The organism is Allobosea sp. P4_H5, assembly GCF_056400825.1.
In genome coordinates, this window is record NZ_JBFUKM010000008.1 from 127,118 (window position 1) to 150,257 (window position 23,140).

Here is a 23,140-nt window from a genome sequence, read left to right on the forward strand (position 1 = left end):
CTGATGTCCGATTACAAGCCCACCCTCGCCGATGGCGCCGAGATCGTTCGCGCCCTGCGCCAGGCCGCCTCCGAGCGCATCCTCATCCTCGACGGCGCGATGGGGACGCAGATCCAGGACCTGAAGCTGACCGAGGCCGATTTCCGCGGCGAGCGCTTCAAGGGCTGGAACCACGACCTCAAGGGCAATAACGACCTGATCGCGCTGACGATGCCGGATGCATTGCGCGACATCCATCTGGCCTATTACCGGGCCGGCGCCGACATCGTCGAGACCAATACCTTCTCCGGCACCTCGATCGCCCAGGCCGATTACGGCATGGAGGCGATCGTCTATGAGCTCAACGTCGAATGCGCCCGGATCGCGCGCGAGGCGGCCGAAATCGCCCGCAAGGAAGACGGTCGCCGCCGCTTCGTCGCCGGCGCGATCGGACCGACCAACCGCACGCTTTCGATCTCGCCCGACGTCAACAATCCCGGCTTTCGCGCCGTCACCTTCGACCAGGTGCGCGATGCTTACGCCGAGCAGGTGCGCGGCCTGATCGATGGCGGCTCCGAGCTGCTGCTGATCGAGACGATCTTCGACACGCTCAACGCCAAGGCCGCGATCGTCGCGATCCAGGAGGTCTTCCGCGAGAAGGCGATGAAGCTGCCGGTGATGATCTCCGGCACGATCACCGATCTCTCCGGCCGCACGCTCTCGGGCCAGACGGTCGAGGCGTTCTGGAATGCGGTGCGCCATGCCGATCCGCTGACGATCGGCCTCAACTGCGCGCTCGGCGCCCGCGAGATGCGCGCCCATATCAAGGATATGTCGCGCGTCGCCGGCACCCTGGTCTGCGCCTATCCCAATGCCGGCCTGCCCAACGAGTTCGGCCTCTATGACGAGCGGCCGGAAGCGACCGCCAAGATGCTGGCCGAGTTCGCCGATGCCGGCTTCGTCAACATGGTCGGCGGCTGCTGCGGCACGACGCCGGGCCATATCCGTGCGATCGCCGAAGCCGTCGCCGGCAAGGCGCCGCGCGCCATCCCGGAGCCGAAGCCTTACCTCAGGCTCGCCGGCCTCGAGCCGTTCACGCTCGACGAGACGATTCCCTTCGTGAACGTCGGCGAGCGCACCAACGTCACCGGCTCGGCCAAGTTCCGCAAGCTGGTGACCAATGGCGATTACGCCGCGGCGCTCGATGTGGCGCGCGACCAGGTCGCCAACGGCGCGCAGGTCATCGACATCAACATGGACGAGGGCCTGCTCGATTCCGAGAAGGCGATGACCGAGTTCTGCAACCTGATCGCCTCGGAACCGGACATCTCCCGCGTGCCGATCATGGTCGACTCCTCGAAGTTCCATGTGATCGAGGCCGGCCTCAAGACGATCCAGGGCAAGCCGATCGTCAACTCGATCTCGATGAAGGAGGGCGAGGAAGCCTTCCTCGAGCACGCCCGCATCTGCCGCCAATATGGCGCGGCCGTCGTCGTCATGGCTTTCGACGAGACCGGCCAGGCCGACACCTATCAGCGCAAGATCGAGATCTGCACCCGCGCCTACAAGCTGCTGACCGAGGTCGCGGGCTTCCCGCCCGAGGACATCATCTTCGATCCGAACATCTTCGCGGTCGCGACCGGCATCGAAGAGCACGACAACTACGGCAACGACTTCATCAACGCTACCCTCACGATCCRCGAGACGCTGCCGCATGCGCATATCTCCGGCGGTGTCTCCAACCTGTCCTTCTCGTTCCGCGGCAATGAGAAGGTCCGCGAAGCGATGCATTCGGTCTTCCTGTACCATTGCATCAAGGTCGGGATGGACATGGGCATCGTGAATGCCGGCCAGCTCGGCTCCTATGATGACCTCGATCCCGAACTGCGCGAGCTCTGCGAGGACGTCGTCCTCAACCGTCGCAAGGATTCGACCGAACGGCTGCTCGACGCTGCCCCGCGCTTCAAGGGCGATGGCTCACAGGCAGTCTCGGGCAAGGACCTCGCCTGGCGCGAGGCCGACGTGCACGAGCGCCTCAAGCACGCGCTGGTCAACGGCATCACCGAGTTCATCGACCGCGATACGGAAGAGGCGAGGGCGCAGGCCGAGAAGCCGCTTCACGTCATCGAAGGGCCGCTGATGGCCGGGATGAACGTCGTCGGTGACCTGTTCGGCGCCGGCAAGATGTTCCTGCCGCAGGTGGTGAAGTCGGCCCGCGTGATGAAGCAGGCCGTCGCCTACCTCATGCCGTACATGGAAGAGGAGAAGCGCCTCAATGGCGGCGCCGAGCGCCAGGCGGCCGGCAAGGTGCTGATGGCGACCGTGAAGGGCGACGTCCACGACATCGGCAAGAACATCGTCGGCGTCGTGCTCCAGTGCAACAACTACGAGGTGATCGACCTCGGCGTCATGGTGCCGACGCAGAAGATTCTCGACACCGCGCGCAAGGAGAAGGTCGACATCATCGGCCTCTCCGGGCTGATCACGCCATCGCTCGACGAGATGGTCACCGTCGCCTCCGAGATGGAGCGCGAGGGCTTCGACATCCCGCTGCTGATCGGCGGGGCGACGACCAGCCGAGTCCATACCGCGGTGAAGATACACCCGGCCTATAATCAGGGTCAGGCGGTCTACGTCACCGACGCCTCGCGCGCCGTTGGCGTCGTCTCCAGCCTGCTCTCGCAGGAGCAGAAGGGGCCTTATGTCGACGGCATCCAGGCCGAATACGAGAAGGTAGCCGCCGCCCATCGCCGCTCAGAGGCCGACAAGCAGCGCCTGCCGCTGGCCAAGGCGCGCGCCAACGCCTTCAAGCCGGACTGGGCCGGCTACCAGCCGCCGAAGCCGACCTTCCTCGGCACCCGCGTCTTCCGGACCTATGACATCGCCGATCTCGTGCCGGTGATCGACTGGACGCCGTTCTTCCAGACCTGGGAACTGAAAGGTCGTTTCCCGGCAATTCTCGAAGACGAGAAGCAGGGTGAGGCGGCGCGTGCGCTCTGGGACGATGCGCAGTCGATGCTGAAGCGCATCGTCGAGGAGCGCTGGTTCAACCCGAAGGCGGTGGTCGGCTTCTGGCCGGCGAACGCCGTCGGCGACGATATCCGCCTCTATACCGGCGAGAGCCGGCAGGAGACGCTCGCGACCTTCCACGGCCTGCGCCAGCAGCTCTCCAAGCGCGACGGCAAGCCGAACATGTGCATCTCCGACTTCGTCGCGCCTGAGGGCATTGAGCGGCCCGACTATATCGGAGCCTTCGTCGTGACGGCCGGGGCGGAAGAGGAACGCATTTCGGAGAAGTTCGCCCGCGATAACGACGACTATCGCTCGATCATGGTCAAGGCGCTGGCCGACCGCTTCGCCGAGGCCTTCGCCGAGCGCATGCACCAGTTGGTGCGCACCGAGTTCTGGGCCTATGCGCCGGACGAGAACTACTCGAACGAGGACCTGATCCGCGAGGAATACCAGGGCATCCGGCCGGCGCCGGGCTATCCGGCCCAACCCGACCATACCGAGAAGGCGACGCTGTTCGAGCTGCTCCAGGCCGAGCCGCGCGTCGGCGTCAAGCTGACCGAGAGCTATGCGATGTGGCCGGGTTCCTCGGTCTCCGGCCTCTATCTCTCGCATCCTGACGCCTATTACTTCGGGGTCGCCAAGGTCGAGCGCGACCAGGTCGAGGACTATTCGGTCCGCAAGGGCATGGACATCCGCGAGGTCGAACGCTGGCTGGCGCCGATCCTGAACTACGAGCCGAGCGCCTATGCGGAGGCGGCGGAGTAATCGCCGTCTCGCTGCGAGCGCGGCGGGGCGAGGCGATGTCACGCGGCCAGGAATTCCTCGGCCGCGAAGTCGACGAAGGCCCGCAGTTTCGGCGAGGCGTAGCGGCTGGCGGGCCACATCACGCTGAGCTTCGTCTGCGCCTCGACATAGCTCTCGAGAATGCGGACGAGCGAGCCGCGCCGCAGGTGTTCGGCGACGGATAGATCGGGAACGCAGGCGATGCCGAGCCCGCTTTCGGCCAGGCCGATCTGCGCTTCGAGCGCGTTCGTCACCACGCTGGGCTGGATCTCGACCTGCGCGGGCTCGCCCTGTCTGGACAAGGGCCATTGGTGGAGCTTGCCGGTGTTGGCGTAGCGGTAGACAAGGCAGGTGTGCTGGGCGAGGTCTTCCGGTGCCTCCGGCTTGCCCACCCTGCGGAAATAGTCCGGTGAACCGACGATCGCCTGACGGAAATGGCCGAGCGTGCGAGCCATCAGCCGGGAGTCGGCTGGCTCACCGGTGCGAAGCACCACATCGAAACCTTCTCCGATGACGTCGACCACCCGGTCGGTGGAATCCAGTTCGAGCTCGATCTGCGGATGGCGTCGCTTGAAGGCTGCGAGCTTGGCCATCGGGATCATGCTCATCGACGGCAGGCTGACGCGCAGCTTGCCCTGTGGCGTCGCCCGGCTGCGCGATAATTCGAGCTCGGCGGCTTGGTATTCGCAGAGGATGCGCCGGCAGCGTTCGAGGAACATTGCGCCCTCCGGCGTCAGCGTGACGCTGCGGGTCGAGCGGTGAAACAGCCTGGCGCCAAGCCGCTCCTCCAGCCGTGCCACGGCCTTGCTGACGGCGGAGGCGGAGATGCCGAGCTTGCGGCCGGCTTCGGTAAAGCCATCGGCATCGGCCGCATGCACAAAGGCGAAGAGCGCTCCGAGACTGTCCATCCGACGGTCATCCAATCATGACGAAAATGTCCAAAGTGTCGTGAGTTGTGTCCTGTTTTTCGGTCATTGGGAACCAGCTACCTCAAGCGCCGACCCATCTTCAAAGGCGCTATAGCCATGACATCAGCGACGGATACGGTATCGGCAGGCACGAGCGAGGTGCGGCTGCCCCTAGGGGGCCTTCTGGCGCTCGCCATGGCGGCCTTCATCACACTCCTGACTGAAATCCTGCCCTCGGGCCTCCTCCCGCAAATGGCCGAGAGCCTCGGTCAATCCGAGGCGCTCATCGGCCAGCTCGTCACGGCCTATGCGGTCGGCTCGCTGGTCTCCGCCATTCCCTTGACGATCGCCACGCAGAACTGGCGGCGGCGCACGCTGCTGCTGATCGCGATCGGCGGCTTTGCCGTCGTCAACACGGTGACGGCGATCTCCGACAGCTATGCCGTCACGCTGGTCGCCCGTTTCGTCGCGGGCATGAGCGCGGGGCTGCTCTGGGCGCTGGCTGCCGGTTATGCCGCGCGCATGGTGCCCGACCATCTGCAGGGGCGCGCGATCGCCATCGCCATGGTCGGGGCGCCGCTCGCCCTCTCGCTCGGCATTCCGACGGGAACCTTCCTCGGCACGCTTCTGGGCTGGCGCTGGACCTTCGGCGTGATGAGCGGGCTGACGGTGCTCCTGGTCTTCTGGGTTCTGGCCAAGGTGCCCGATTTTCCCGGCCAGAAGCGGGGGCAGGAGTTCGGGCTGAAGGCGGTCTTCACGCTGCCGGGCGTTCGGCCGGTCCTGTTCGTGGTCTTCGCCTATGTGCTCGCCCACAACATCCTCTACACCTATATCGCGCCCTTCCTCGAACCGGCCGGCCTCAAGGACCGGACCGATGTCGTGCTGCTGGCCTTCGGCCTGGCGTCGCTGCTCGGCATCTGGATCACGGGTGCCCTGATCGATCGTTGGCTGCGCGAGCTGGTTCTTGCGAGCGTCGCGCTGTTCGGCCTCTCGGCCTTGGCGCTCGGAATCGCAGGCACCATGCCCGCGGTGATCTATGGTGCGGTCGCCGTCTGGGGGCTGGCCTTCGGCGGGGCCGGGACACTGTTCCAGACGGCATCCGCCAAGGCGGCGGGCCATGCGGCGGATGTCGCGCAGTCGATGCTGGTGACGACGTGGAATCTCGCCATAGCAGGTGGCGGCATCGTCGGCGGATTGCTGCTGAGCGGGCTCGGCGTCACGCCGTTCCCTTGGGTGCTGGCGGCACTGCTGGCCGCGACATTCATGGTCGCGTGGGGCGCGAAGAGCCATGGCTTCCGCGCCGTCGTCAGAGCCCGCTAGTCTCATTGGCGGCGTGAAGGAGCAGGCGCGGGGAACCCTCTCCCGGAGGGAGAGGGCAGGGTGAGGGGTAGGCCTTGTGACCAGTTCCGCGAGGCCTGACGGCGCGGTTAGGTTCAGGCCAACGTTTTCAGTCCGAGCACCTCACCCCTGCCCCTCTCCTTCCAGGAGAGGGGTTCCCGCGCCTTACTTGGAAATGGCTCACCCGCCGCAGCGCTGTGCCAGCACGGCAAAGCCCTTCTGCCCGGCGGCGAGCGGGAAGCTCTGCGTCTCGCCCTCGATGCGCAGGGTGAGGCTTTTCCCCTTGCGCAGAACCGACTGGAGCGCGGGCGACAGCGTCGTCGTCGCCTCGAAGTGATTGCCCATCTCGTCGCTGATCAGCTTCATGCCGACATCCGCCTGCCCGCCGCTCGACGAGAATTTGGCGGTCGTGGCGGCGTTGTCCTTCATGCCCTCCTTGAAGAACGGGACCCGCACGGTCAGGCTCTTGCTGGCGAAATCGCAGGAGAAGAACAGGCGCTGGTCGTCGGTCTGCGGCATCTCATAGGCGACGACGATGCCCTCGCCATCCTGCCGGACCCCCCAGGTCAGGCCGTCATCGGCCCAGGCGGCGGTGGCCGGGAGCGCCAGAGCCGGCGCCAGGAGGAAAATCGCCTTCGACGTCATGATAGCTGTCCTCGTATCCATCGATCGCCGCGCCTTTGGGGCGAGCAGGCGACAATTCGCGCATTGCACCGTCATTGCGGATCGCTCCCCTTCGCCCGCAATTTAGCTGGAACAGCAAACAGGCCGCACGATGGCGGCCTGTCCATAGTCCGATGAGGAGCGGATCGCTCAGGCCGGCACGGCAGCGGCGTCGAAACCGCCGGCCTCCCGGGTCTGCTTGCTCGGCTCCGTCACGGGCACGACACGCGAGACCGAGCGGCGCTCTTCATCGATGCGCTCGATCAGGAAGTAGGCGCGTTCGGCCGAGCCGAGCAGCGCCAGGATCGCGCCGCGCTCGACCCAGGGCAGCTCGGCGCCGAGGCGCAGGCAGCGCTCGCGGACGCTCGTCAGGGCGGCGATGCGCGGCTGCGCCTCAGCGGAGACCAGCGGAGCATCCGGCCCGGCCGGCAGGATCGCGCGCATCGCCTCGGCGACCTGATCGATGACGCTGTCGACGATCTCGCGGCCAGGCGCGCCGAGGGGCTGGCGCTCGATGCGGCGGGCGATCTGGTAGAGGGTCTCGCCGAGGCTGGCGGTGAAATCCTCTTCCTCGATCAGGCTCGCGACGAGGTCGGCGCGGGCATAGGGCATCTCTGGCGTGAACATGCCGGAGGTGTAGGCCCGGATATCGCGGTTCAGGATGTCGATCGCAGCGTAATGCTCATCGCTCTTCTCCGGAGCATCCGGCTTGGTGCGGGCGATGTCGAGGAAGAGCTGCGCGGCCTGGAGATAGCGGCCGGTCTCCTTCTGGATGTTGGCGACGGCATGGGCGTGATCGGTGGCCTTGGCGAGGAAGCGTGGCGCCGAATAGTCCTCGATCTCGTCCGTCGCCGTGGCGCCGACCTTCATCAGGACGCGCTCGAAGACGCCGACGAAGGGGAAGAGCAGGACGGTGTTGAAGATGTTGAAGAAGGTCGAATAGAGGCCGATCGCGACCGGGATGAGCGGGAAGGTCTCCTTGCCGTCCTTGACGACCGCCACGCCCGGATCGCCGCCGAACCACTGCATCGCCCAGGTCAGCACGTCCATGGAAACGAAGAACAGCGGTATCGTGATGGCGACGCCGATGATGTTGAAGGAGATATGGGCGTAAGCCGCGCGCTTGGCGTTCTTGGTCAGGTTGAGCGAGGCCATCCACGAGGTGATGGTGGTGCCGAGATCGGCGCCGAGCGAGAAGGCGACGGCGGTCTTCCAGTCGAGGATGCCGGCGGCGCCGAGGCCCATGACGATGCCGATCGTCGCCGAGGAGGAGTGGATCATCGCGGTGATGCCGGCGGCGATCAGCACGCAGTAGAGCAGGCCGAGATAGGTGTCGGCCTTCAGCGAGGAGATGACGCCCATCACCTCCGGCATGTTGCGCAGAGGGCGCAGGCCGCCGGTCATCAGGTTGAGGCCATAGAAGATCAGCGCGAAGCCCATGCAGGCGAGCGCAATGTTCTTCACCTTGTCGGTCTTGGCGAAGATGTGGATCAGCGCGAAGATGCCGGCGAGCAGCAGGCCCAGCGGGCCGAGGGGCAGCGCGATCAGGCCGTTGCCGAGCGTCGTGCCGATATTGGCGCCCATGATCACGCTGATCGCCGGCCGCAGGCCGATCACACCGGCGTTGACGAGGCCGACGACCATGACGGTCATCGCGGTCGAGGACTGGATGATGCCGGTGATGAAGGTGCCGGCGAGGACGCCCTTGGCCGGCGTGCCGGCGATCCTGGCGAGCAGCGCCCGCATCTTGTTGACGGCGAGATTCTGGATGCCGTTGCTCATGAATTCGAGGCCGAGCATGAAGATGCCCAGGCCGCCGATCACAGGCACGATCACCTGCGTGAAGATGTCGACTTGCATGCTCTCGACTCCGACAAATGTGCGCGGTCGCGTCTACCGCCGGGTCGAGGCGTCACGGCAAGCGGCAACAGGCGCGCCCGGCAATGGACGTGCGTGCTTCTCCGTGCCGGCCCCCACCTGGCCAGCGGAGTCCTTAGGCAGGTCGTACGACGTTTGGGTGACTGTGCGTCACAAGGCTGGCGAGCGATCGACGGGCCGCCGGCGTCGATATCCGCCGACGGCCGCGTCTCTTCGCCGTTCAGGCTGCCGCAGGGTCGAGGTCGAAATGGAAGACCTTGGCGATCAGCCGCCAGCGTCCGTCGAGCCGGATGAAGCTGAGGAGGTCGGTGAAGCGCTTTGGACCGATGGCGCATTCGACGCGGGCCAGCGCAGTGACCGGCCCGGCGAATTCGATCGAGAGGATGCGGTCGCGCCGGGGCTCGCCGCGGCTGGCTGGCGAGGGCCGCTTGGCCACCATCGGCAGATACTGATCCATGCTGAGATGGGTCAGGCTGCCTTCCGTCCCGCAGGCATAGATCGCCTGCGGGTGGAAAAGCTGGCCGAGCTTGTCGGCATCGCCGTGATGGAGGCCGTCGAAATAGTCGCCGAGCGCAGCGACGATCTCTGCGAAACGCGGCTCCATGGCTTTACTTCACCAGGCCTTCGGCCTTCATCGCGGCCTGCACCGTGGCGCGCTCCGCGACGCGGGCCATCAAGGCCTGGACCTTTGGCCAGCGGTCGAGCGGGAAGCCGACATGGCCGCCCCAGTTCGCCACGGTGAAGAGATAGCCGTCGGCGACGCTGAAACGCTCGCCCAGCAGGTAGGAGCGGCCATCGGCGAGCTTCGCCTCGACGTTGTCGAAACGGCGTGAGAGCTTTTGCTTGGCAGCGTCCCTGTTCGCCTCGCTGTCTGCGGCATTGAACAGCGGGCTGAAGCCCTTGTGCAGTTCGGACGAGATGAAGTTGAGCTCTTCCTGCAGCCGCGCGCGGGCGAGTGTGCCGGCCTTTGGCGCGATCTCCGCGTCCGGCTTCAGGTCTGCGATGTACTGCACGATCGCGGCGCCTTCGGTGAGCACCTCGCCGTTGCCGAGCTCCAGCGCCGGGACATAGCCGCGTGGATTGATGGCGGTGAAGTCAGCGCCGGTCTCGGTCGTCTTGGTCTTGGTGTCGACCTTTTCGAGCGCAAAGGCCAGGCCGGCCTCGCGCAGCGCGATATGGGGCGAGAGTGAGCAGGCGCCGGGGGCGTAATAGAGTTTCATGCTGATCCGTCTCCGTGTTGGCGGGTGGTTCAGCGGTAGGAGGCACGATAACTTTTGTATACCCGGTAACTTGTGGTTACTGAATTTTCCGGTATCCTCCCGGTAACCGGAGAATTCTCCTGATGGCTTTGAAGATACGAAAGAATCGGGCGAAGAACCCGCCGCCGACCTGCGCGGTGGGCACCTGCATGCAGGTGCTCGGCAAAGCCTGGACGCCGAACGTGATCTGGTATCTGAGTGCGGGGCCGCGCCGCTTCGGCGAGCTGCGGCACGACATGCCGCAGATCTCGGCCAAGATGCTGAGCGAGCGGCTGCGCGATCTTGAAAACAAGGGCGTGGTCGAGCGGTGCGTCGTGCCGAGCTCGCCGCCATCGGCCGAGTACGGGCTGACCGAACTCGGCCTCGAGCTGATGCCGGCGATCGAGGCGATCGTCGCGGTTGGCAAGCGCCTGAAGGAGCGCATGGGGCAGGCGGCCGAGGCCGCCTGAGGTTTTCTTTGACGCAATTCCGGACGCGAAACCGCTTCGCATTTTCGCTGGAGTGGCTTTAGCCCTTCGCGGCTGCTTCCAGCGCGGCGATATCGAGCTTGACCATCTTCAGCATCGCTTCGGCGACGCGCCTGGCCTTGGCGCGGTCGGGATCGCGGGTAAGCTCGCCCAGGCGCTTGGGTGCGATCTGCCACGACAGGCCCCAGCGATCCTTGAGCCAGCCGCACTGCTCGAACTTGCCGCCTTCGCCGAGCGCCTCCCAGAGCCGGTCGATCTCGGCCTGCGTCTCGCATTCGACCATGATCGAGAAGGTGTGGTTGAAGGCGTCGGAGCGCCAGGCCTCGAAGGCCTGGTAGCGCTGGCCGTCGATGGTGAAGAAGGCGATCTTGACGCTGCCGGCCGGCCCGCTCGGCGATTCCGCCGGCAGGGCATTGGTCCATTCGAGCGCCGAGTTCGGAATCAGCGAGGTGTAGAGGCTGATCGCCGCCTCCATATCCTTGTCGAACCAGAGATTCTGGATGACCTGCATCGCGATGCTCCTTCCTGCGTAACCAGACCAGAGGGCGGCCTGTCGCTTCAAGGACGAAGCAGGAAGGAAGGTTCCGACAGACGGCGTTCTTTTTGTGAAGGGAGCATTGGCCGGGAGAGCGGCCCCGCTTCGCAGCGAGGCCGCCATGTTTCACCAGCGATCGTAGCGGGGGCGACCATAGCCGTCGCCATATCCGCGTCGATAACCGTCGCCGCCGCCGTAACCACGTCCGTAGCCGCCGCCGTAATCGCGTCGGTAGCCACCACCGCGCCCGTAGCGCTGGCGGTCGAGATTGTCCTGGATGATCTGCATCCGCCGCAGCTTGGCAGCGCTGGCGCTGAATTCGGCCGGCAGCTTGTCGAGCTGCTGCGCGATCGTGGGCGCAAGCGCTCCGTCATGATGAGCGGAGGGCGCGGCACTGACCGCGGTGATCGAGCCCATGAACAGGGCTGCTGCGATCACGAGATGTCGCATGAGGTGTCTCCTGGTTTAGCTGAGGCGATCATCGCACTTGCAATGGCAACGCCGCCTGAACGGAAATGTTCGCTCGCGTTCAGCGAGCGCGGGCCGCTGCTTCGGGCACGGCACGAGGCTGCCAGCCGGAGCTGCCCGCCTGCGAAGGTTGGTCAAAGAAGGTTGCGGAGAGGTTGCCGGGCCTGTGGCGCGAGTCCGGCGCATGCGGTGGGCTGCAAGGTGGAGCAAGGTCAGCGAGTGCTGGCGACGCGCGCTTCCACATCCGCTTCGGCTGGTGGGACGTGCCTGTACCCACCAAAGCTGGTACAGCCGCGATATGGGCGTGACCTGTCTAAGTTGCGAAATCGTCTCTGGCAGGAGAGAGGTCACCGGCGGGCCGCTCTGCGAGACTGAGTGCTTTCATGCCCACCAGGATGTCGCCTATCCCGTTCCGGGGCTGGTCATCGTGGCCTCCAAGCGCCACTTCAAGTCGTTCGTCGAGATGGATGATGGCGAGACCCAGGAATTTCTGCCGCTCATCCAGAAGATCAGGCATGCCCAAAGCCGCGTTGGCATAGATGCCGTCTATTACTTCTACAACGAGGACACCAAACACCATTTCAATTTCTGGATGGTGCCTCGCTACCCATGGATGGCTCGCTTCGGGAAGTCAGTCGAAGCCGTGCGGCCGGCACTGATCCATGCGCGCGATCACATGGCGTCCGAGGAGGAAATCTCTTTCGTCGCTCAAACGGCTGCAAGGCTGCGGCTGATTCTGACTAACGGTTGACGGCCGGCAGCCGACGCCCAGCCGACCGCCGGCTCAGACCACGTGCATCTCGCTGGCGCTGACCATCGCCACGTCGCCCGCGACCTCGACGGGATCCCCGAACAGGCGCAGGCAGTTGCGGCCGGCGGCCTTGGCGACATAGAGCGCCGAATCCGCCTCGGCGAAGCGCCGCTCGGGATCGTGCAGCAGGCCTGGTCGCAGGATGGTGGCGCCGATCGAGGCGCTGACCTCGATGGTCGTTCCGCGCCAGGCGACCGGGCGCGACAGCGCCTGCTGCGCTTGCTCCAGCCGGTGAAGCAGATAGGGACGGCCGGCGGCCGAGCAGAGAAGCAGGCCGAATTCGTCACCGCCGATGCGGGCGATGATCGCGGCGTCGCTGAGCGCGCTTTCCAGCCGCATGGCGATCTGGCGCAGGCATTCGTCGCCCGCGGCATGGCCGAGGCGATCGTTGATCGGCTTGAGGTTGTCGAGGTCGACGATGGCGAGCAGGCCGAGCGCGCAGGCGTCGCCGGTGTGGCGGCGCAGGTCCGAGAGCTGCATCTCGAAGGCGCGGCGGTTGGCAAGGCCGGTCAGTGGGTCGCTATAGGCGAGCCGGCGCAGGCCCATCCACATGTCCTTCTCGCCGGTGATGTCCTGCTTGGCGCCGTGAATGCGGGCCGGCCGGCCGTGCTCATGCGTGACGGAAGCGGAGAGGCGCATCCAGCGCTCAGCGCCGGCGGTGGTACAGATGCGCGCGTCCATGACGAAGCCCTGGCCGCTGGTGATCAGCCGGCTGCGCAGGCGTTCCATCTCGGCTCGGGACTCGTCATGGTAGAGTTCGACGATCGAGCGGCGATTGATCGTGCAGCCGCGTTGCAGGCCGAACAGGTCGTAGATGCCGTCGGTCCAGCTCAGGCGCGTATCGGCGAGCCGACATTCCCAGGCGCCGATGCAGGCCATCAGCGCTGCTTGATCGTAAAGGCGTCTGGCTTCGGCGTCCGAGAGCGGCATACGGCGGCCCTTAGCCTTGCGTCGGTGATGTGAGCAACGTCCGCGACGCTAGGGCCGAAGAGTTAATGAAGCTTGCCGCCCATCCGGGCCGGGATACCCAACCGGCAAGGGCGTCCCGGCTCTGCGGTTTGCTTCGGCAAAGGTGCGGCAGACCAGCCGATCAGGCGGTCCGCGCTTCCTGCGTCAGCGCGAGCAGGTCGCGCAGCGTCGTGATGGTCGAGCCGTCGGCGACACCGTCGACCTTCTCCGGGCGCCAATGGCGCTGGAAGGCGGCGACCACGGCCTCGAAGCGCTCGTCATAGGTGCCATCGACAGAAACACCGTAGCCGAGCATGGCGAACATCGCCTGCAGTGCCTCGACCGGCGGGCCGGCATCGCCGCGGGCGAAGAAGCGGCCGCCCTTGATCGGCGCGGGCTCGATCCAGAGGCCGACGCCGCCTTCGGCGAAGCGGCGCCAGGGGAATTTCTCGCCCGGGTCGATCTTGCGGCCGGGGGCGATGTCGGAGTGGGCGAGCACGCGCTCGGGCGGGATCTGCCAGCGCTCGCAGATGTCGCGGCAGAGGTTCAGCGTCGCGGCGATCTGCGCCTCGGGAAAGTCGGGCAGGCCAACGAGGTGACCGGGATGGGCGATCTCGATGCCGATCGAGGCGGAGTTCAGGTCGGTCTCGCCGGCCCAATGCGAGGCGCCGGCATGCCAGGCGCGGCGCTCCTCCGGCACGAGCTGGAGGGTGTGGCCGTTCTCGAAGACGAAATAATGCGAGGAGACCTGCGAAGCCGGATTGCACAGCCACTGCAGCGCCTCGCCGGCATCGGGCATGCCGGTATAGTGCAGGATCAGCGTGTCGGGCCGCCGACCTGTCGAGCCATCGCGGAACTTGCGCTCGCCATGATTGGCCGAGGGGAAGACCTTGGCGGCGAAGCGGCTGTCGGGTTCGAGGGTGAGGCTCACGCCGGCTCGGGCTCCTTGCGGCCGATGCCGCGTTCCTTCTCGATCGCGTCCCAGGCGGCATTGATGGCGGCGAGGCGTCGTGTCGCGATGCAGACTGCCTCTTCCGGCAGGCCACGGGCGATCTCGCGATCCGGATGGTTTTCCAGGACGAGGCGGCGATGCAGCTGCTTCAACTCGCCATCGCTCATCTCGCGGGTGGCGCCGAGCACGAGATAGGGGTCGTCGCGGCGGCGCACGTGACGCGCTTCGATGCGGGCGAAGCCGGCTTCGTCGATGGCGAAGATCGTCGCGACATCACGCAGATAGGCATGCTCGCGCTCGTGGATCGCGCCGTCGGCGGCGGCGATCAGGAAGAGGCCGTCGAGCACGTCCTCCAGCAAGGCCGGCTCGTCGCGGAAGGCCTCGGCGATCTGCTGGGCATAGGCCTCGAAACCGGCGCTGGTCTGCTTGGCGAGGTCGAACAGGCGCTCGACATGCGCCCTCTGCTCCTCGGGCACCTCGACGATGCGCTCGAAGGCGGCGATCTCCTCACGTGTCACCACCCCGTCGGCGCGCGCCATCTTGGCGGCGAGCGCGACCAGGCCGGTGGTGAAGATCAATTGCTTGGGGGCGGGGCCGAAGAGCGCGCCTTCGCGGTCGACCAGGACGTGGCCCGCCAGCGCACCGACGAGCGCGCCGAGCGGCCCACCCAGGGCGAAGCCGAGACCGCCGCCGCCCAGAAGCCCCCAGAAAGACGAGGTCATCGTTCATCCAGCCACGGCCGGATCGGCCGCGGCTCCTGCGTAGAATGCGAACGGCTCAGCGGCAATAGAGCCGGCCGTAATAGTCGCGGTAGTAGCCGTACGGGCAGCCACCATAGCCGTCGTCATAATAGTAGCCGCCGCGGCGATAGGGCGAGGTGGCCGAGCCGACGATGGCGCCACCCACGCCGCCGATCGCGGCGCCGGCGAGCGCACCGCCCGCGCGGCCGGTGGCGAGCCCGCCGATCACGGCACCGGTCGCGGCACCGACCAGGGCGCCCCCGCCGACGCGTTCCTCATGCGGCGTGCAGGCGCCCAGCGCCAGCGCGACGGCTGCCATTGCGATCAACTTCCTCATCTCGTTCCCCCTTCTTGGGTCGTATCCAGCAGAACGTTTTCGGCCGGAGCCGACTTTTTGCATTGCGACCGGCAATTGCGGTGGCAATGCGGCGATGATTTGGCCCGTTGCCATGACTGCGTCAACGCCGGCGAGGGTGAATCGTTCCAACGCTCAATACATGATGATTACTGCTTTCAAATCGAGGCTAAAGTAATCACTCTTCCCTTGGGGTCGATTGAAATTTGTTCGTATCGTCCGGATTGTCGTCACATTCATCTATCATTTCGCCGCACCGTTCTTGGCTCCTGTCGATAGATGAGGCTCCTCCTGCATGATGAAAATCTCTGGTAGCGGCTGCGCCGCCTTCGCGATTTGCCTGGCCTTTCTTCAACCCGCTTTTGCCCAGGTGAACGCCGAGACCGACGCCCGCGCCTTCATCGTGCGAGAGGCTGAAATCAAGCGCCAGGCCGCCGCTGCCGAGCAGGGCCAGGATTCGCGCCAGGCGGCTCCCGAAGCAGCCGAGACCAAGGGCGAGCGCAAGGCGCGCGCCAAGACCGCCAAGGCGAGCTCCGAAGGGCGCAAGCCGCTCGCGGCGCCGGCCGGTTCGGAAGGGCTTCGCGCCCTGGTCGCCCGCCATGCCGCCGCCAATGGCGTGCCGTTCGCGCTGGCTGACGCGGTGATCCGCGTCGAGAGCCGTTACAATCCGCGTGCGGCTCATGCCGGCAATTTCGGCCTGATGCAGATCCGCCACCAGACGGCGCGCGGCGTCGGCTATGCCGGTGGCGCTTCCGGATTGCTCGACGCCGAGACCAATGCCCGTTACGGCATGAAATATCTCGGCCAGGCCTATCGCCTTGCCGGCGGCGACACCTGCCGCACCGTGATGAAGTATCAGAGCGGCCATATGGCCAACCGCATGAACGGCGCCAACCGCACCTATTGCGCCAAGGTGCGCAGCATCTCCGGCAGCGCGCACACCATCTCCGCCAGCAACTGATCCCGTAATCCGGCAGGTCGCTTTGCGATGCCGGATTCAGCCATCGTTGAAAATCAGGCGCTTGCGTGGTTTTCAACGAGCGGCATGCGCAATCCCCTGACGGGATTGCGCATGCGCTTGACGGCTCAGGCCTTTCCAGCGCAGAGGGAGCCCGCCAGTCGGCCGGACGGCCGCTCCTGCTTCGGCGGGGGAGGAAAGTCCGGGCTCCACGGAAACACGGTGCCGGATAACGTCCGGCGGGGGCGACCCCAGGGAAAGCGCCACAGAGATCGAACCGCCGCATGCTTCGGCATGCGGTAAGGGTGAAAAGGTGCGGTAAGAGCGCACCGCGGACCCGGCAACGGGGACGGCATGGCAAGCCCCACCGGGAGCAAAACCGAATAGGGACGATGCTCGCCCGCAAGGGAGGAGGGGCCGGTTTCCAGGTCCAGTCGTCCGGGTTGGTTGCTCGAGGCGCGCAGCAATGCGCGTCCCAGAGGAATGGCCGTCGCGTCGGGGGAGCGATCTCCCGGCCATCCAAAACCCGGCTTACAGGCCGGCTGGCACCCTCATCGCAGCGAAAAGGGCCGGGAGAGATCCCGGCCCTTTCGTGTTCGCAGCGGCTGCGATCAGAGTGCGTAGCTCCAATCGGCGGGAACGAAGCGGAAGGCCGAGCCGTCCTTCAGCACCTTGCCAAAGCCAGGGAAGGGCATGTGCGCCCCGCTGATCAGCAATCCGTCGGCGGCGGCCATGTCGAGCACGCGCCGGCGCGAGGCTGCCGCCTGCTTGCCGTCGGCGTCGAAGACGAAGGTCACCTCGGGCTGCGCTGTCTGGATCACGACGTTGTGGATGCTGTCGCCGACGAGCAGGAGCTGCTCATTGCCCGATGCGACGCGCAGGATGCTATGGCCGGGGGTATGGCCCGGCGCTTGCTCGAGCGTAAGGCCAGGGGCGACCTCTCCGGCCTTCACCTTTCGGGTCCGGCTCGCATAGGGCGCGAGCGCGTTCCGGGCCGAGGCGAAGAAGGGTTTCACCTCGGCCGGAGCCTGGTTGAGGATGCCGTCATCGTGCCAGAAGGCATGTTCTGTCTCGTTGATGACCAATTCGGCATTTGGGAAGCGCGCCGTCTTCTGCGCGGTGAGCAGGCCTTCGTGATGGTCGGGATGGGCGTGAGTCAGGATGATCGCGTCGATCTGCTCCGGCGTGATGCCGGCGGTGCGCAGATTGCTCTCGGCCCGGCCCATGGTGTCGCCCATCGCATTCCACGCACCAGCGCCGGTATCGAGCAGATAGGTCCTGTCCTTGGTGTTGATGACGAAGGTGTTGACCGCCGTGGGCAGGCGTTCGCCCTGGCCGGCATTGGCGAGGCTCTGGCGGATCGCGGCGGGGTCGCTGCCGCTGAAGACCTTGGTATCGAAGGGAATGTAGCCGTCGAGGATCGCGGTGATCTCGAGGTCGCCGAGCTTACGGCGATAGACGCCCGGCACCTGGTTGCCGGTCAAGGGCGCGCGGGCTGAGGCGGGGAGGGCGGGCGCGAGCGCAGTGGCCGCGGCCGCTGCGAGGAAATGGCGGCGATCGATCATGGGGGTGTTCCAGAAGCTGAAATTGCGGCTCCGGAAACGACGCTCGCACAAGGCGAGCCAAATCGTCTCACGGCCGGAGGGATGCCCGGCCGTGAGGATCAGATGGGTGGCGTAAGGTCAGGCTGCAACCGTCAGCTGGACGTCGATATTGCCCCGGGTCGCATCGGAATAGGGGCAGACGATATGGGCCTTCTGGACGAGGTCCTCGAGCTTGGCCTTGTCGATGCCGGGCGCCGAGATCGTCAGCTTGACGGCGATGCCGAAACCCTTGCCGTCGTCGCGCGGGCCGATGCCGACATCGGCGCTGACGCGGGCGTCGTCCGGAATCTTCACGCCCTCCTTGCCGGCGGCGAATTTGAGCGCACCGAGGAAGCAGGCGGAATAGCCCATGGCGAAGAGCTGCTCGGGATTGGTGCCCTCGCCACCGCCGCCGCCGAGTTCCTTCGGCGTGTTCAGCACGAGCTTGACGTTGCCGGTGTCGGTCGCGGCCTGGCCTTCGCGGCCACCGGTGGCGGAACCATGGGCGGTGTAAAGGATCTTCATCGCTGCTCTCCTTGCTGGGCGGTCCATCCGCCGTGGTTGATGTGATTTAGATTGTGCACAATTGAATTGTCTGCAATTCACATTTTCGTGAACAGAGCGGCGCGCAGCGCGATAAGAGGATATCTTGCTTCATCGCAGGGAGACGGATTGACCCGGCCGATTGTTCCGGCTCGATCCGTTCGGACCCGCATTCACAATAGGGGCGACAAGCGGCAAGGCCATGACGAAGGATCTGAAGGCGATGGCGGTGCGCGGGCTCGACGAGCAGATCTGCTTTGCGGTCTACTCGGCAGCCCATGCCTTCAACCGGGCTTACCGGCCGTTCCTGGCCGGGCTCGGGCTGACCTATCCGCAATATCTGGTCATGCTGGTGCTGTGGGAGCAGGACGGCCAGAGCGTGAAGGCGATCGGCGACAGGTTGATGCTCGATTCCGGCACGCTGACGCCGCTGCTGAAGCGCCTTGAAGGCAATGGCCTGATCCTGCGCAAGCGCGGCCGCGAGGATGAGCGCCAGGTGCTGGTCAAGCTGGCCGAGCCCGGCCGCGCCTTGCGCGAGAAGGCAGGCAGCATGCCCAATCCGGTGCCGTGCGCGGTCGAGGACAGCGGTGTCCCGCCGGCTCGTCTGCTCGGTGATGTCCAGGCTCTGCGCGAGGCACTCCTGCGCCGGGCCACGGACGAGGGCTAAGAGCCTCTAACAAAACCTGGACCTATCTGGATGGGTCTTGGAGGAGCCGAATGCCAGAAGGAGCGCGCAGCCGATATCCTTCGATATCGGCGAGTCGATCCGACGCCGCAGGCGGCCCTCCAAGACCCACCTCCGGCGCCGGGAATTCGCCCGCCCGCGGCGTCGCGTCGCTTGCCGATACCAACGGTATCGGCTGCACGTCGCTCTCGGCGGATCGGACGAATTGCCGGCGTCCAGATAGGTCCAGGTTTTGTTAGAGGCTCTAAGGCCCGGCAGGGCAGGGCGGCAGCTCCAAAAATATTTCTGCGCAGCATGTTCCTGCCAACTGGCCGAGGCACTGCCATGGGCTGGCGTTCGTACGCCAAAAATCCTCGTCTTTACGGATAGTTAACCTTAACGGGCTGTGATGTCCGCAGGCTCGGGTAGACCCGTGTCCACAGCGCTGGATCCGTTGACGCCCATATTGTCCCATGCTATCCCAAATCATCCCGTCGAGACCGACAGGCAAGCAACAGGTCAGAGCCCGTGTGCCGCGCGGATTTTGGCTGACGGCTCCGCCATGTCGGGATCGACGGGGGTATCGATCACCGGCGCCTGCCGGCTCGCTTCGCGCCATTGCGGCGCGGTTGGAAGTCCGACCCGGAGGCGGCGTTGACGGACCGCTTCGTCTCCCATTTCACCAACAAGCTCGATGCCAAGGGGCGGGTCTCGATCCCGGCTCCGTTCCGGGCCGTGCTGGCGAAGGACGGCTACGAGGGGCTTTACGTCTATCCGGCGCTCGATCAGTTCAGTCTCGATTGCGGCGGTCATGCGCTGCGCGCGACGATCGACGAGATCCTGTCGCGCTTCTCGCCCTTCTCCGAGGAATGGGAGTCGCTCTCGACGGCGCTGAACGGCACCTCGGAGGTGTTGAGGGTCGATCCGGAAGGGCGGATCATGCTGAGCGAGACGCTGAAGGCGCATGCCGGCATCGGCGATACCGTCACTTTCGTCGGCCAGGGACACAAGTTCCAGATCTGGGAGCCGGAGCGCTTCAAGGCGCATCTCGAGGAGGCCAGGGCGAAGCTGCGCGACGTCCGGCGGACATTGGGCGCGAGGCCGGCATGACCAGCGAGCCGCATATCCCCGTACTGATGGAAGAAGCGCTGGATGCGCTCGCGCTGAAACCCGGAGGCCGCTATCTTGACGGCACCTTCGGAGCCGGCGGCTATTCGCGCGCGCTGCTGAAGCGCGAGCCGAAGGCGACGCTGCTCGCGCTTGACCGCGATCCGAGCGCGATTGCCGGCGGCGCTGGTCTCGTCGCGGCGATGAGCGGGCGGCTGACCCTGGCCGAAGCGCGCTTCGGCGCGCTGGCGGAAGAGGCCGAGCGCTTCAAGATGGCGCCGCTCGACGGCGTCGTGCTCGATATCGGCGTCTCCTCGATGCAGCTGGATCAGGCCGAGCGCGGCTTTTCCTTCCGTTTCGACGGGCCGCTCGACATGCGCATGGCGGCGAGCGGCCAGAGCGCCGCCGAGCTCGTCAACGAGGCCGATGAGGGCGTGCTCGCCAACATTATCTATCACTATGGCGAAGAGCGGCGCTCGCGTGCCGTGGCACGCGCCATCGTCGAGGCCCGGCGCAAGGCGCCGATCACGACGACGAAGCAGCTCGCCGATCTCGTCGCCGGCATCGTCCGGGGCGAGCCGGGCGGAGCCCATCCAGCGACGCGGACCTTCCAAGCGCTGCGTATCGCGGTGAATGACGAGCTCGGCGAGCTGGTCCGAGCACTGCACGGTGCCGAGGCCGTGCTGAAGCCGGGCGGGCGGCTGTCCGTCGTCACCTTCCATTCGCTCGAGGACCGCATCGTCAAGCAGTTCTTCGCCGAGCGTTCGGGCAAGGCGCCGACCGGCTCGCGCCATGCCCCGGCCGTGGCACAGCCGCAGGCGACGTTCAGCCTCGTCACCAAGGGGCCGGTGGCGCCGTCCGAGGCCGAGAGCAGGGCCAATCCGCGGGCTCGCTCGGCCAAGCTGCGCGCCGCCGAGCGTACCGACATTCCACCGCGCGCGCCCGATCCCGATCTCGTCGGCCTCGCCGTCGTCCCTGCGCCGCAAACCCGCCGGAGGAGCTGAGCGTGATCAAGCTCTTGCACATCATCGCCATCGGCGCGCTGGTCTCTTCGGCGCTCTATGCCTACTCGATCAAATACGAGACGACGCTGCAGGCCGAGCAATTGCAGAAGCTGAAGGCCAAGGCCCAGCGCGAGCGCGAGGCGATCGCGGTGCTGAAGGCCGAGTGGCAGTTCCTCAACCGCCCGGAGCGGCTACAGGCCCTGGCCGACAAGCATCTCGACCTGCAGACGCTGCAGATCACCCAGATCGTGCGGCTGTCCGACATCCCCAATCGCGGGCCGAAGGTCGATTCGATCGGCCGCAAGCTCGAGGATCTCGGCCTCGGCCTGCCGACCGAGACCCCCCGGGATCGCAAGAGCAACACCGCGACGACGCCGGGAGCCCGTCCATGAGCCAGGAGCTCAACCAGCAGGGCGCAGCGCCCGAGATCGCCGCCGCCGCAGTCGCCAGGCCCGAAGTCGTGAAGCGCAAATGGCACTTCCGCACGGAGTGGCTGCGCGACATCTTCCGGATGAGCGGCGAGAAGAGCGAGCCGCGCGTCGGTCTCGTCATCCTCGGCTTCAGCGGCCTGTTCCTGGCGATCGTCGGCCGGCTCGTCATGCTCGGCGCCTTCCCGAGCGACCAGGTCGGCCTGCGCCGGGCGACCTCGAATGCGATCTCCGCGGCGCGGCCCGACATCCTCGACCGCAACGGCATCCAGCTCGCCACCGACATCCGCACCGTCTCGGTCTTCGCCGAGCCGCGCAACATCCTCGACAAGGATGAGGCGACCGAGCTCCTGACCGCGGTCCTTCCAGATCTCAACGCCAAGGAGCTGCGCGACAAGCTCGGCACCAAGAAGGGCTTCGTCTGGGTCAAGCGCGAGATCACGCCGCGCCAGCAGGCCGAGGTGCACCGGCTCGGCATCCCCGGCGTCGGCTTCGTGCCCGAGAACAAGCGCGTCTATCCGAACGGCAATGTCGCCGCCCATGTGCTGGGCTTCGCCAATGTCGACAATATCGGCATCGCCGGCATCGAGAAGTATATCGACTCGCAAGGGCTCCAGGACCTGAACGGGGCGGGCTTCGCCGTCCAGGCCTCCGACCTCAAGCCGGTGCAGCTCTCGATCGACATGCGCGTCCAGCACCTGCTGCGCGACGAGCTGGTCAAGGGCATCGAGAAGTACCGGGCGATCGCGGCGGCCGGCGCCATCATGGACGTCAACACCGGCGAGATGATCGCGCTGGTCTCGCTGCCCGATTTCGATCCCGGCAATCCGGTCGACGCGCTGGAGAAGGACCGGATCAACCGGATGAATGTCGGCGTCTACGAGATGGGCTCGACCTTCAAGGCGCTGACCATTGCGATGGCGCTCGATTCCGGCAAGGCCAACATCAATTCGAGCTATTCGACCGCCGGTGGCATGATGCGGTTCGGCCGCCAGGTCATCAAGGAATACCACGGCACCGGCCGCACCCTGACGGTGCCGGAGGTGTTCGTGCACTCCTCGAACATGGGCTCGATCAAGATGGCCCTCTCGGTCGGCGTCGAGGGCCACAAGGCCTTCCTCAGGAAGATGATGCAGCTCGACCGCATGACGACCGAGCTGCCGGAAAGCGCCGCGCCGATCGTCCCGCAGCGCTGGGGCGAGATCAACACGGCGACGATCGCCTTCGGCCACGGCCTCGCAGTCGCGCCGATCCAGGCACTGGCGGCGGTCGGGGCGCTGGTCAATGGTGGCTACCTGATCAAGCCGACCTTCCTGAAGCGCTCCGAGGAGGAGGCCAGGAAGGACGCGATCCGGGTGATCAAGCCGGAGACCTCGGAAGCGATGCGCTTCATCATGCGCCTCAACGGCGAGAGGGGCTCGGCCCGGTTTGCAGACGTCCCCGGCTACTTCGTCGGCGGCAAGACCGGCACGGCCGAGAAGGTCATCAACGGCCGCTACGCCAAGAACAAGAACTTCACCACCTTCACGGCGATCGCGCCCTCGGACAAGCCGCGCTATGTCTTCCTCGCCATCTATGACGAGCCGAAGGGCTATGCCGAGAGCGGCGGCTATTCGACCGCGGCGTGGAACGCCGGCAAGACCACCGGCAAGCTGATCGAGCGGGCGGCGCCGATCCTCGGCATGGCGCCGCGCTTCGAGCCGCCGCCGTCGCCGTTCCCGCTGATGGCCAGGCTTGGCGCCTGGGGCTCGCGATAG

General features: G+C 66.1%; 23 protein-coding genes and 1 other RNA gene. 11 read left to right on the plus strand and 13 right to left on the minus strand.

The features are described from left to right. Nucleotides 1-3: 3 nt before the first annotated feature. Entirely contained in the window at nucleotides 4-3,756 is a 3,753-nt protein-coding gene (metH, locus tag AC1DS0_RS17935) for a methionine synthase (RefSeq protein ID WP_476815647.1), read from the plus strand. 38 nt (nucleotides 3,757-3,794) lie between these two features. Here metH and AC1DS0_RS17940 read toward each other — a convergent pair whose 3' ends face one another. Beyond that, nucleotides 3,795-4,682, minus strand: coding sequence for a LysR family transcriptional regulator (locus AC1DS0_RS17940; RefSeq protein ID WP_476815648.1), 888 nt, complete (start codon nucleotides 4,680-4,682; stop codon nucleotides 3,795-3,797). Between the two features lie 117 nt (nucleotides 4,683-4,799). Between AC1DS0_RS17940 and AC1DS0_RS17945 the strand changes: the two genes are divergently transcribed. Next, the gene (locus AC1DS0_RS17945) at nucleotides 4,800-6,002 is read left to right on the plus strand and encodes an MFS transporter (RefSeq protein WP_476815649.1); all 1,203 of its coding nucleotides are present in this window, start codon (nucleotides 4,800-4,802) and stop codon (nucleotides 6,000-6,002) included. Between the two features lie 198 nt (nucleotides 6,003-6,200). Here AC1DS0_RS17945 and AC1DS0_RS17950 read toward each other — a convergent pair whose 3' ends face one another. From AC1DS0_RS17950 to gstA, 4 genes are all read right to left on the minus strand, one after another. Further along, complete coding sequence (locus AC1DS0_RS17950; RefSeq protein ID WP_476815650.1) at nucleotides 6,201-6,665, minus strand: hypothetical protein; 465 nt, start codon at nucleotides 6,663-6,665, stop codon at nucleotides 6,201-6,203. 168 nt (nucleotides 6,666-6,833) lie between these two features. Next, nucleotides 6,834-8,543, minus strand: coding sequence for a Na/Pi cotransporter family protein (locus AC1DS0_RS17955; RefSeq protein ID WP_476815651.1), 1,710 nt, complete (start codon nucleotides 8,541-8,543; stop codon nucleotides 6,834-6,836). A gap of 238 nt (nucleotides 8,544-8,781) precedes the next feature. Then, on the minus strand, nucleotides 8,782-9,165 hold the full coding sequence (locus AC1DS0_RS17960) for a nuclear transport factor 2 family protein (protein WP_476815652.1): 384 nt from the start codon (nucleotides 9,163-9,165) through the stop codon (nucleotides 8,782-8,784). Nucleotides 9,166-9,169: 4 nt separating this feature from the next. After that, entirely contained in the window at nucleotides 9,170-9,781 is a 612-nt protein-coding gene (gene gstA, locus AC1DS0_RS17965) for a glutathione transferase GstA (RefSeq protein WP_476815653.1), read from the minus strand. A 122-nt stretch (nucleotides 9,782-9,903) separates the two neighbouring features. Between gstA and AC1DS0_RS17970 the strand changes: the two genes are divergently transcribed. After that, a complete protein-coding gene (locus AC1DS0_RS17970) occupies nucleotides 9,904-10,269 on the plus strand; it encodes a winged helix-turn-helix transcriptional regulator (RefSeq protein WP_476815654.1) in 366 nt (121 codons plus the stop codon). A 58-nt stretch (nucleotides 10,270-10,327) separates the two neighbouring features. Here the strand turns inward: AC1DS0_RS17970 and AC1DS0_RS17975 are convergent, their stop codons facing one another. Both AC1DS0_RS17975 and AC1DS0_RS17980 read right to left on the minus strand, forming a co-directional pair. Further along, nucleotides 10,328-10,798 carry a VOC family protein gene (locus AC1DS0_RS17975; RefSeq protein ID WP_476815655.1) on the minus strand — a complete coding sequence of 157 codons (471 nt, stop codon included), beginning with the start codon at nucleotides 10,796-10,798 and terminating at the stop codon, nucleotides 10,328-10,330. A gap of 150 nt (nucleotides 10,799-10,948) precedes the next feature. After that, nucleotides 10,949-11,272, minus strand: coding sequence for a hypothetical protein (locus AC1DS0_RS17980; protein ID WP_476815656.1), 324 nt, complete (start codon nucleotides 11,270-11,272; stop codon nucleotides 10,949-10,951). A 316-nt stretch (nucleotides 11,273-11,588) separates the two neighbouring features. Here AC1DS0_RS17980 and AC1DS0_RS17985 point away from each other — a divergent pair, with 316 nt between their 5' ends. Further along, nucleotides 11,589-12,041, plus strand: coding sequence for an HIT family protein (locus AC1DS0_RS17985; RefSeq protein ID WP_476815657.1), 453 nt, complete (start codon nucleotides 11,589-11,591; stop codon nucleotides 12,039-12,041). A 33-nt stretch (nucleotides 12,042-12,074) separates the two neighbouring features. Here AC1DS0_RS17985 and AC1DS0_RS17990 read toward each other — a convergent pair whose 3' ends face one another. From AC1DS0_RS17990 to AC1DS0_RS18005, 4 genes are all read right to left on the minus strand, one after another. After that, nucleotides 12,075-13,031, minus strand: a complete 957-nt coding sequence (locus AC1DS0_RS17990) for a diguanylate cyclase domain-containing protein (protein ID WP_476815658.1) — start codon at nucleotides 13,029-13,031, stop codon at nucleotides 12,075-12,077. A 160-nt stretch (nucleotides 13,032-13,191) separates the two neighbouring features. Then, nucleotides 13,192-13,980 (minus strand): N-acetylmuramoyl-L-alanine amidase, encoded by a 789-nt coding sequence (locus AC1DS0_RS17995; RefSeq protein ID WP_476815659.1) that lies wholly within the window; start codon nucleotides 13,978-13,980, stop codon nucleotides 13,192-13,194. Then, nucleotides 13,977-14,723, minus strand: coding sequence for a TerB family tellurite resistance protein (locus tag AC1DS0_RS18000; RefSeq protein ID WP_476815660.1), 747 nt, complete (start codon nucleotides 14,721-14,723; stop codon nucleotides 13,977-13,979). Before AC1DS0_RS18000 ends, AC1DS0_RS17995 begins: the two co-directional genes overlap by 4 nt. Nucleotides 14,724-14,778: 55 nt before the next feature. Beyond that, a complete protein-coding gene (locus tag AC1DS0_RS18005) occupies nucleotides 14,779-15,078 on the minus strand; it encodes a glycine zipper domain-containing protein (RefSeq protein ID WP_091840392.1) in 300 nt (99 codons plus the stop codon). 313 nt (nucleotides 15,079-15,391) lie between these two features. Here AC1DS0_RS18005 and AC1DS0_RS18010 point away from each other — a divergent pair, with 313 nt between their 5' ends. Both AC1DS0_RS18010 and rnpB read left to right on the plus strand, forming a co-directional pair. After that, complete coding sequence (locus tag AC1DS0_RS18010) at nucleotides 15,392-16,057, plus strand: lytic transglycosylase domain-containing protein (protein ID WP_476815661.1); 666 nt, start codon at nucleotides 15,392-15,394, stop codon at nucleotides 16,055-16,057. 154 nt (nucleotides 16,058-16,211) lie between these two features. Beyond that, an RNA gene (gene rnpB / locus AC1DS0_RS18015) (RNase P RNA component class A) lies at nucleotides 16,212-16,604 on the plus strand. Nucleotides 16,605-16,665: 61 nt separating this feature from the next. Here the strand turns inward: rnpB and AC1DS0_RS18020 are convergent. Beyond that, complete coding sequence (locus AC1DS0_RS18020; protein WP_476815662.1) at nucleotides 16,666-17,619, minus strand: MBL fold metallo-hydrolase; 954 nt, start codon at nucleotides 17,617-17,619, stop codon at nucleotides 16,666-16,668. 117 nt (nucleotides 17,620-17,736) lie between these two features. Further along, on the minus strand, nucleotides 17,737-18,162 hold the full coding sequence (locus AC1DS0_RS18025; RefSeq protein WP_476815663.1) for an organic hydroperoxide resistance protein: 426 nt from the start codon (nucleotides 18,160-18,162) through the stop codon (nucleotides 17,737-17,739). A gap of 220 nt (nucleotides 18,163-18,382) precedes the next feature. Here AC1DS0_RS18025 and AC1DS0_RS18030 point away from each other — a divergent pair, with 220 nt between their 5' ends. The 5 genes from AC1DS0_RS18030 to AC1DS0_RS18050 all read left to right on the plus strand — a co-directional run bounded on the left by AC1DS0_RS18030 (nucleotide 18,383) and on the right by AC1DS0_RS18050 (nucleotide 23,140). Further along, nucleotides 18,383-18,847, plus strand: coding sequence for a MarR family winged helix-turn-helix transcriptional regulator (locus tag AC1DS0_RS18030; protein WP_476815664.1), 465 nt, complete (start codon nucleotides 18,383-18,385; stop codon nucleotides 18,845-18,847). A 651-nt stretch (nucleotides 18,848-19,498) separates the two neighbouring features. Then, nucleotides 19,499-19,954 carry a division/cell wall cluster transcriptional repressor MraZ gene (locus tag AC1DS0_RS18035; RefSeq protein ID WP_476815665.1) on the plus strand — a complete coding sequence of 152 codons (456 nt, stop codon included), beginning with the start codon at nucleotides 19,499-19,501 and terminating at the stop codon, nucleotides 19,952-19,954. Beyond that, nucleotides 19,951-20,955, plus strand: a complete 1,005-nt coding sequence (gene rsmH / locus AC1DS0_RS18040) for a 16S rRNA (cytosine(1402)-N(4))-methyltransferase RsmH (RefSeq protein ID WP_476815666.1) — start codon at nucleotides 19,951-19,953, stop codon at nucleotides 20,953-20,955. The genes AC1DS0_RS18035 and rsmH overlap by 4 nt, the downstream gene beginning before the upstream one ends. Nucleotides 20,956-20,957: 2 nt before the next feature. Next, entirely contained in the window at nucleotides 20,958-21,347 is a 390-nt protein-coding gene (gene ftsL, locus AC1DS0_RS18045; RefSeq protein WP_152013019.1) for a cell division protein FtsL, read from the plus strand. After that, on the plus strand, nucleotides 21,344-23,140 hold the full coding sequence (locus AC1DS0_RS18050) for a peptidoglycan D,D-transpeptidase FtsI family protein (protein ID WP_476815667.1): 1,797 nt from the start codon (nucleotides 21,344-21,346) through the stop codon (nucleotides 23,138-23,140). Before ftsL ends, AC1DS0_RS18050 begins: the two co-directional genes overlap by 4 nt.

Excerpts from the sequence above, each read along its gene's own strand:
- AC1DS0_RS17940 (WP_476815648.1), bottom strand. The coding sequence starts at position 4,682 with ATGGACAGTCTCGGAGCGCTCTTCGCCTTTGTGCATGCGGCCGATGCC.
- AC1DS0_RS17945 (WP_476815649.1), top strand. The coding sequence starts at position 4,800 with ATGACATCAGCGACGGATACGGTATCGGCAGGCACGAGCGAGGTGCGG.
- AC1DS0_RS17950 (WP_476815650.1), bottom strand. The coding sequence starts at position 6,665 with ATGACGTCGAAGGCGATTTTCCTCCTGGCGCCGGCTCTGGCGCTCCCG.
- AC1DS0_RS17955 (WP_476815651.1), bottom strand. The coding sequence starts at position 8,543 with ATGCAAGTCGACATCTTCACGCAGGTGATCGTGCCTGTGATCGGCGGC.
- AC1DS0_RS17960 (WP_476815652.1), bottom strand. The coding sequence starts at position 9,165 with ATGGAGCCGCGTTTCGCAGAGATCGTCGCTGCGCTCGGCGACTATTTC.
- gstA (WP_476815653.1), bottom strand. The coding sequence starts at position 9,781 with ATGAAACTCTATTACGCCCCCGGCGCCTGCTCACTCTCGCCCCATATC.
- AC1DS0_RS17970 (WP_476815654.1), top strand. The coding sequence starts at position 9,904 with ATGGCTTTGAAGATACGAAAGAATCGGGCGAAGAACCCGCCGCCGACC.
- AC1DS0_RS17975 (WP_476815655.1), bottom strand. The coding sequence starts at position 10,798 with ATGCAGGTCATCCAGAATCTCTGGTTCGACAAGGATATGGAGGCGGCG.
- AC1DS0_RS17980 (WP_476815656.1), bottom strand. The coding sequence starts at position 11,272 with ATGCGACATCTCGTGATCGCAGCAGCCCTGTTCATGGGCTCGATCACC.
- AC1DS0_RS17985 (WP_476815657.1), top strand. The coding sequence starts at position 11,589 with ATGGGCGTGACCTGTCTAAGTTGCGAAATCGTCTCTGGCAGGAGAGAG.
- AC1DS0_RS17990 (WP_476815658.1), bottom strand. The coding sequence starts at position 13,031 with ATGCCGCTCTCGGACGCCGAAGCCAGACGCCTTTACGATCAAGCAGCG.
- AC1DS0_RS18000 (WP_476815660.1), bottom strand. The coding sequence starts at position 14,723 with ATGACCTCGTCTTTCTGGGGGCTTCTGGGCGGCGGCGGTCTCGGCTTC.
- AC1DS0_RS18005 (WP_091840392.1), bottom strand. The coding sequence starts at position 15,078 with ATGAGGAAGTTGATCGCAATGGCAGCCGTCGCGCTGGCGCTGGGCGCC.
- AC1DS0_RS18010 (WP_476815661.1), top strand. The coding sequence starts at position 15,392 with ATGATGAAAATCTCTGGTAGCGGCTGCGCCGCCTTCGCGATTTGCCTG.
- AC1DS0_RS18020 (WP_476815662.1), bottom strand. The coding sequence starts at position 17,619 with ATGATCGATCGCCGCCATTTCCTCGCAGCGGCCGCGGCCACTGCGCTC.
- AC1DS0_RS18025 (WP_476815663.1), bottom strand. The coding sequence starts at position 18,162 with ATGAAGATCCTTTACACCGCCCATGGTTCCGCCACCGGTGGCCGCGAA.
- AC1DS0_RS18030 (WP_476815664.1), top strand. The coding sequence starts at position 18,383 with ATGACGAAGGATCTGAAGGCGATGGCGGTGCGCGGGCTCGACGAGCAG.
- rsmH (WP_476815666.1), top strand. The coding sequence starts at position 19,951 with ATGACCAGCGAGCCGCATATCCCCGTACTGATGGAAGAAGCGCTGGAT.
- AC1DS0_RS18050 (WP_476815667.1), top strand. The coding sequence starts at position 21,344 with ATGAGCCAGGAGCTCAACCAGCAGGGCGCAGCGCCCGAGATCGCCGCC.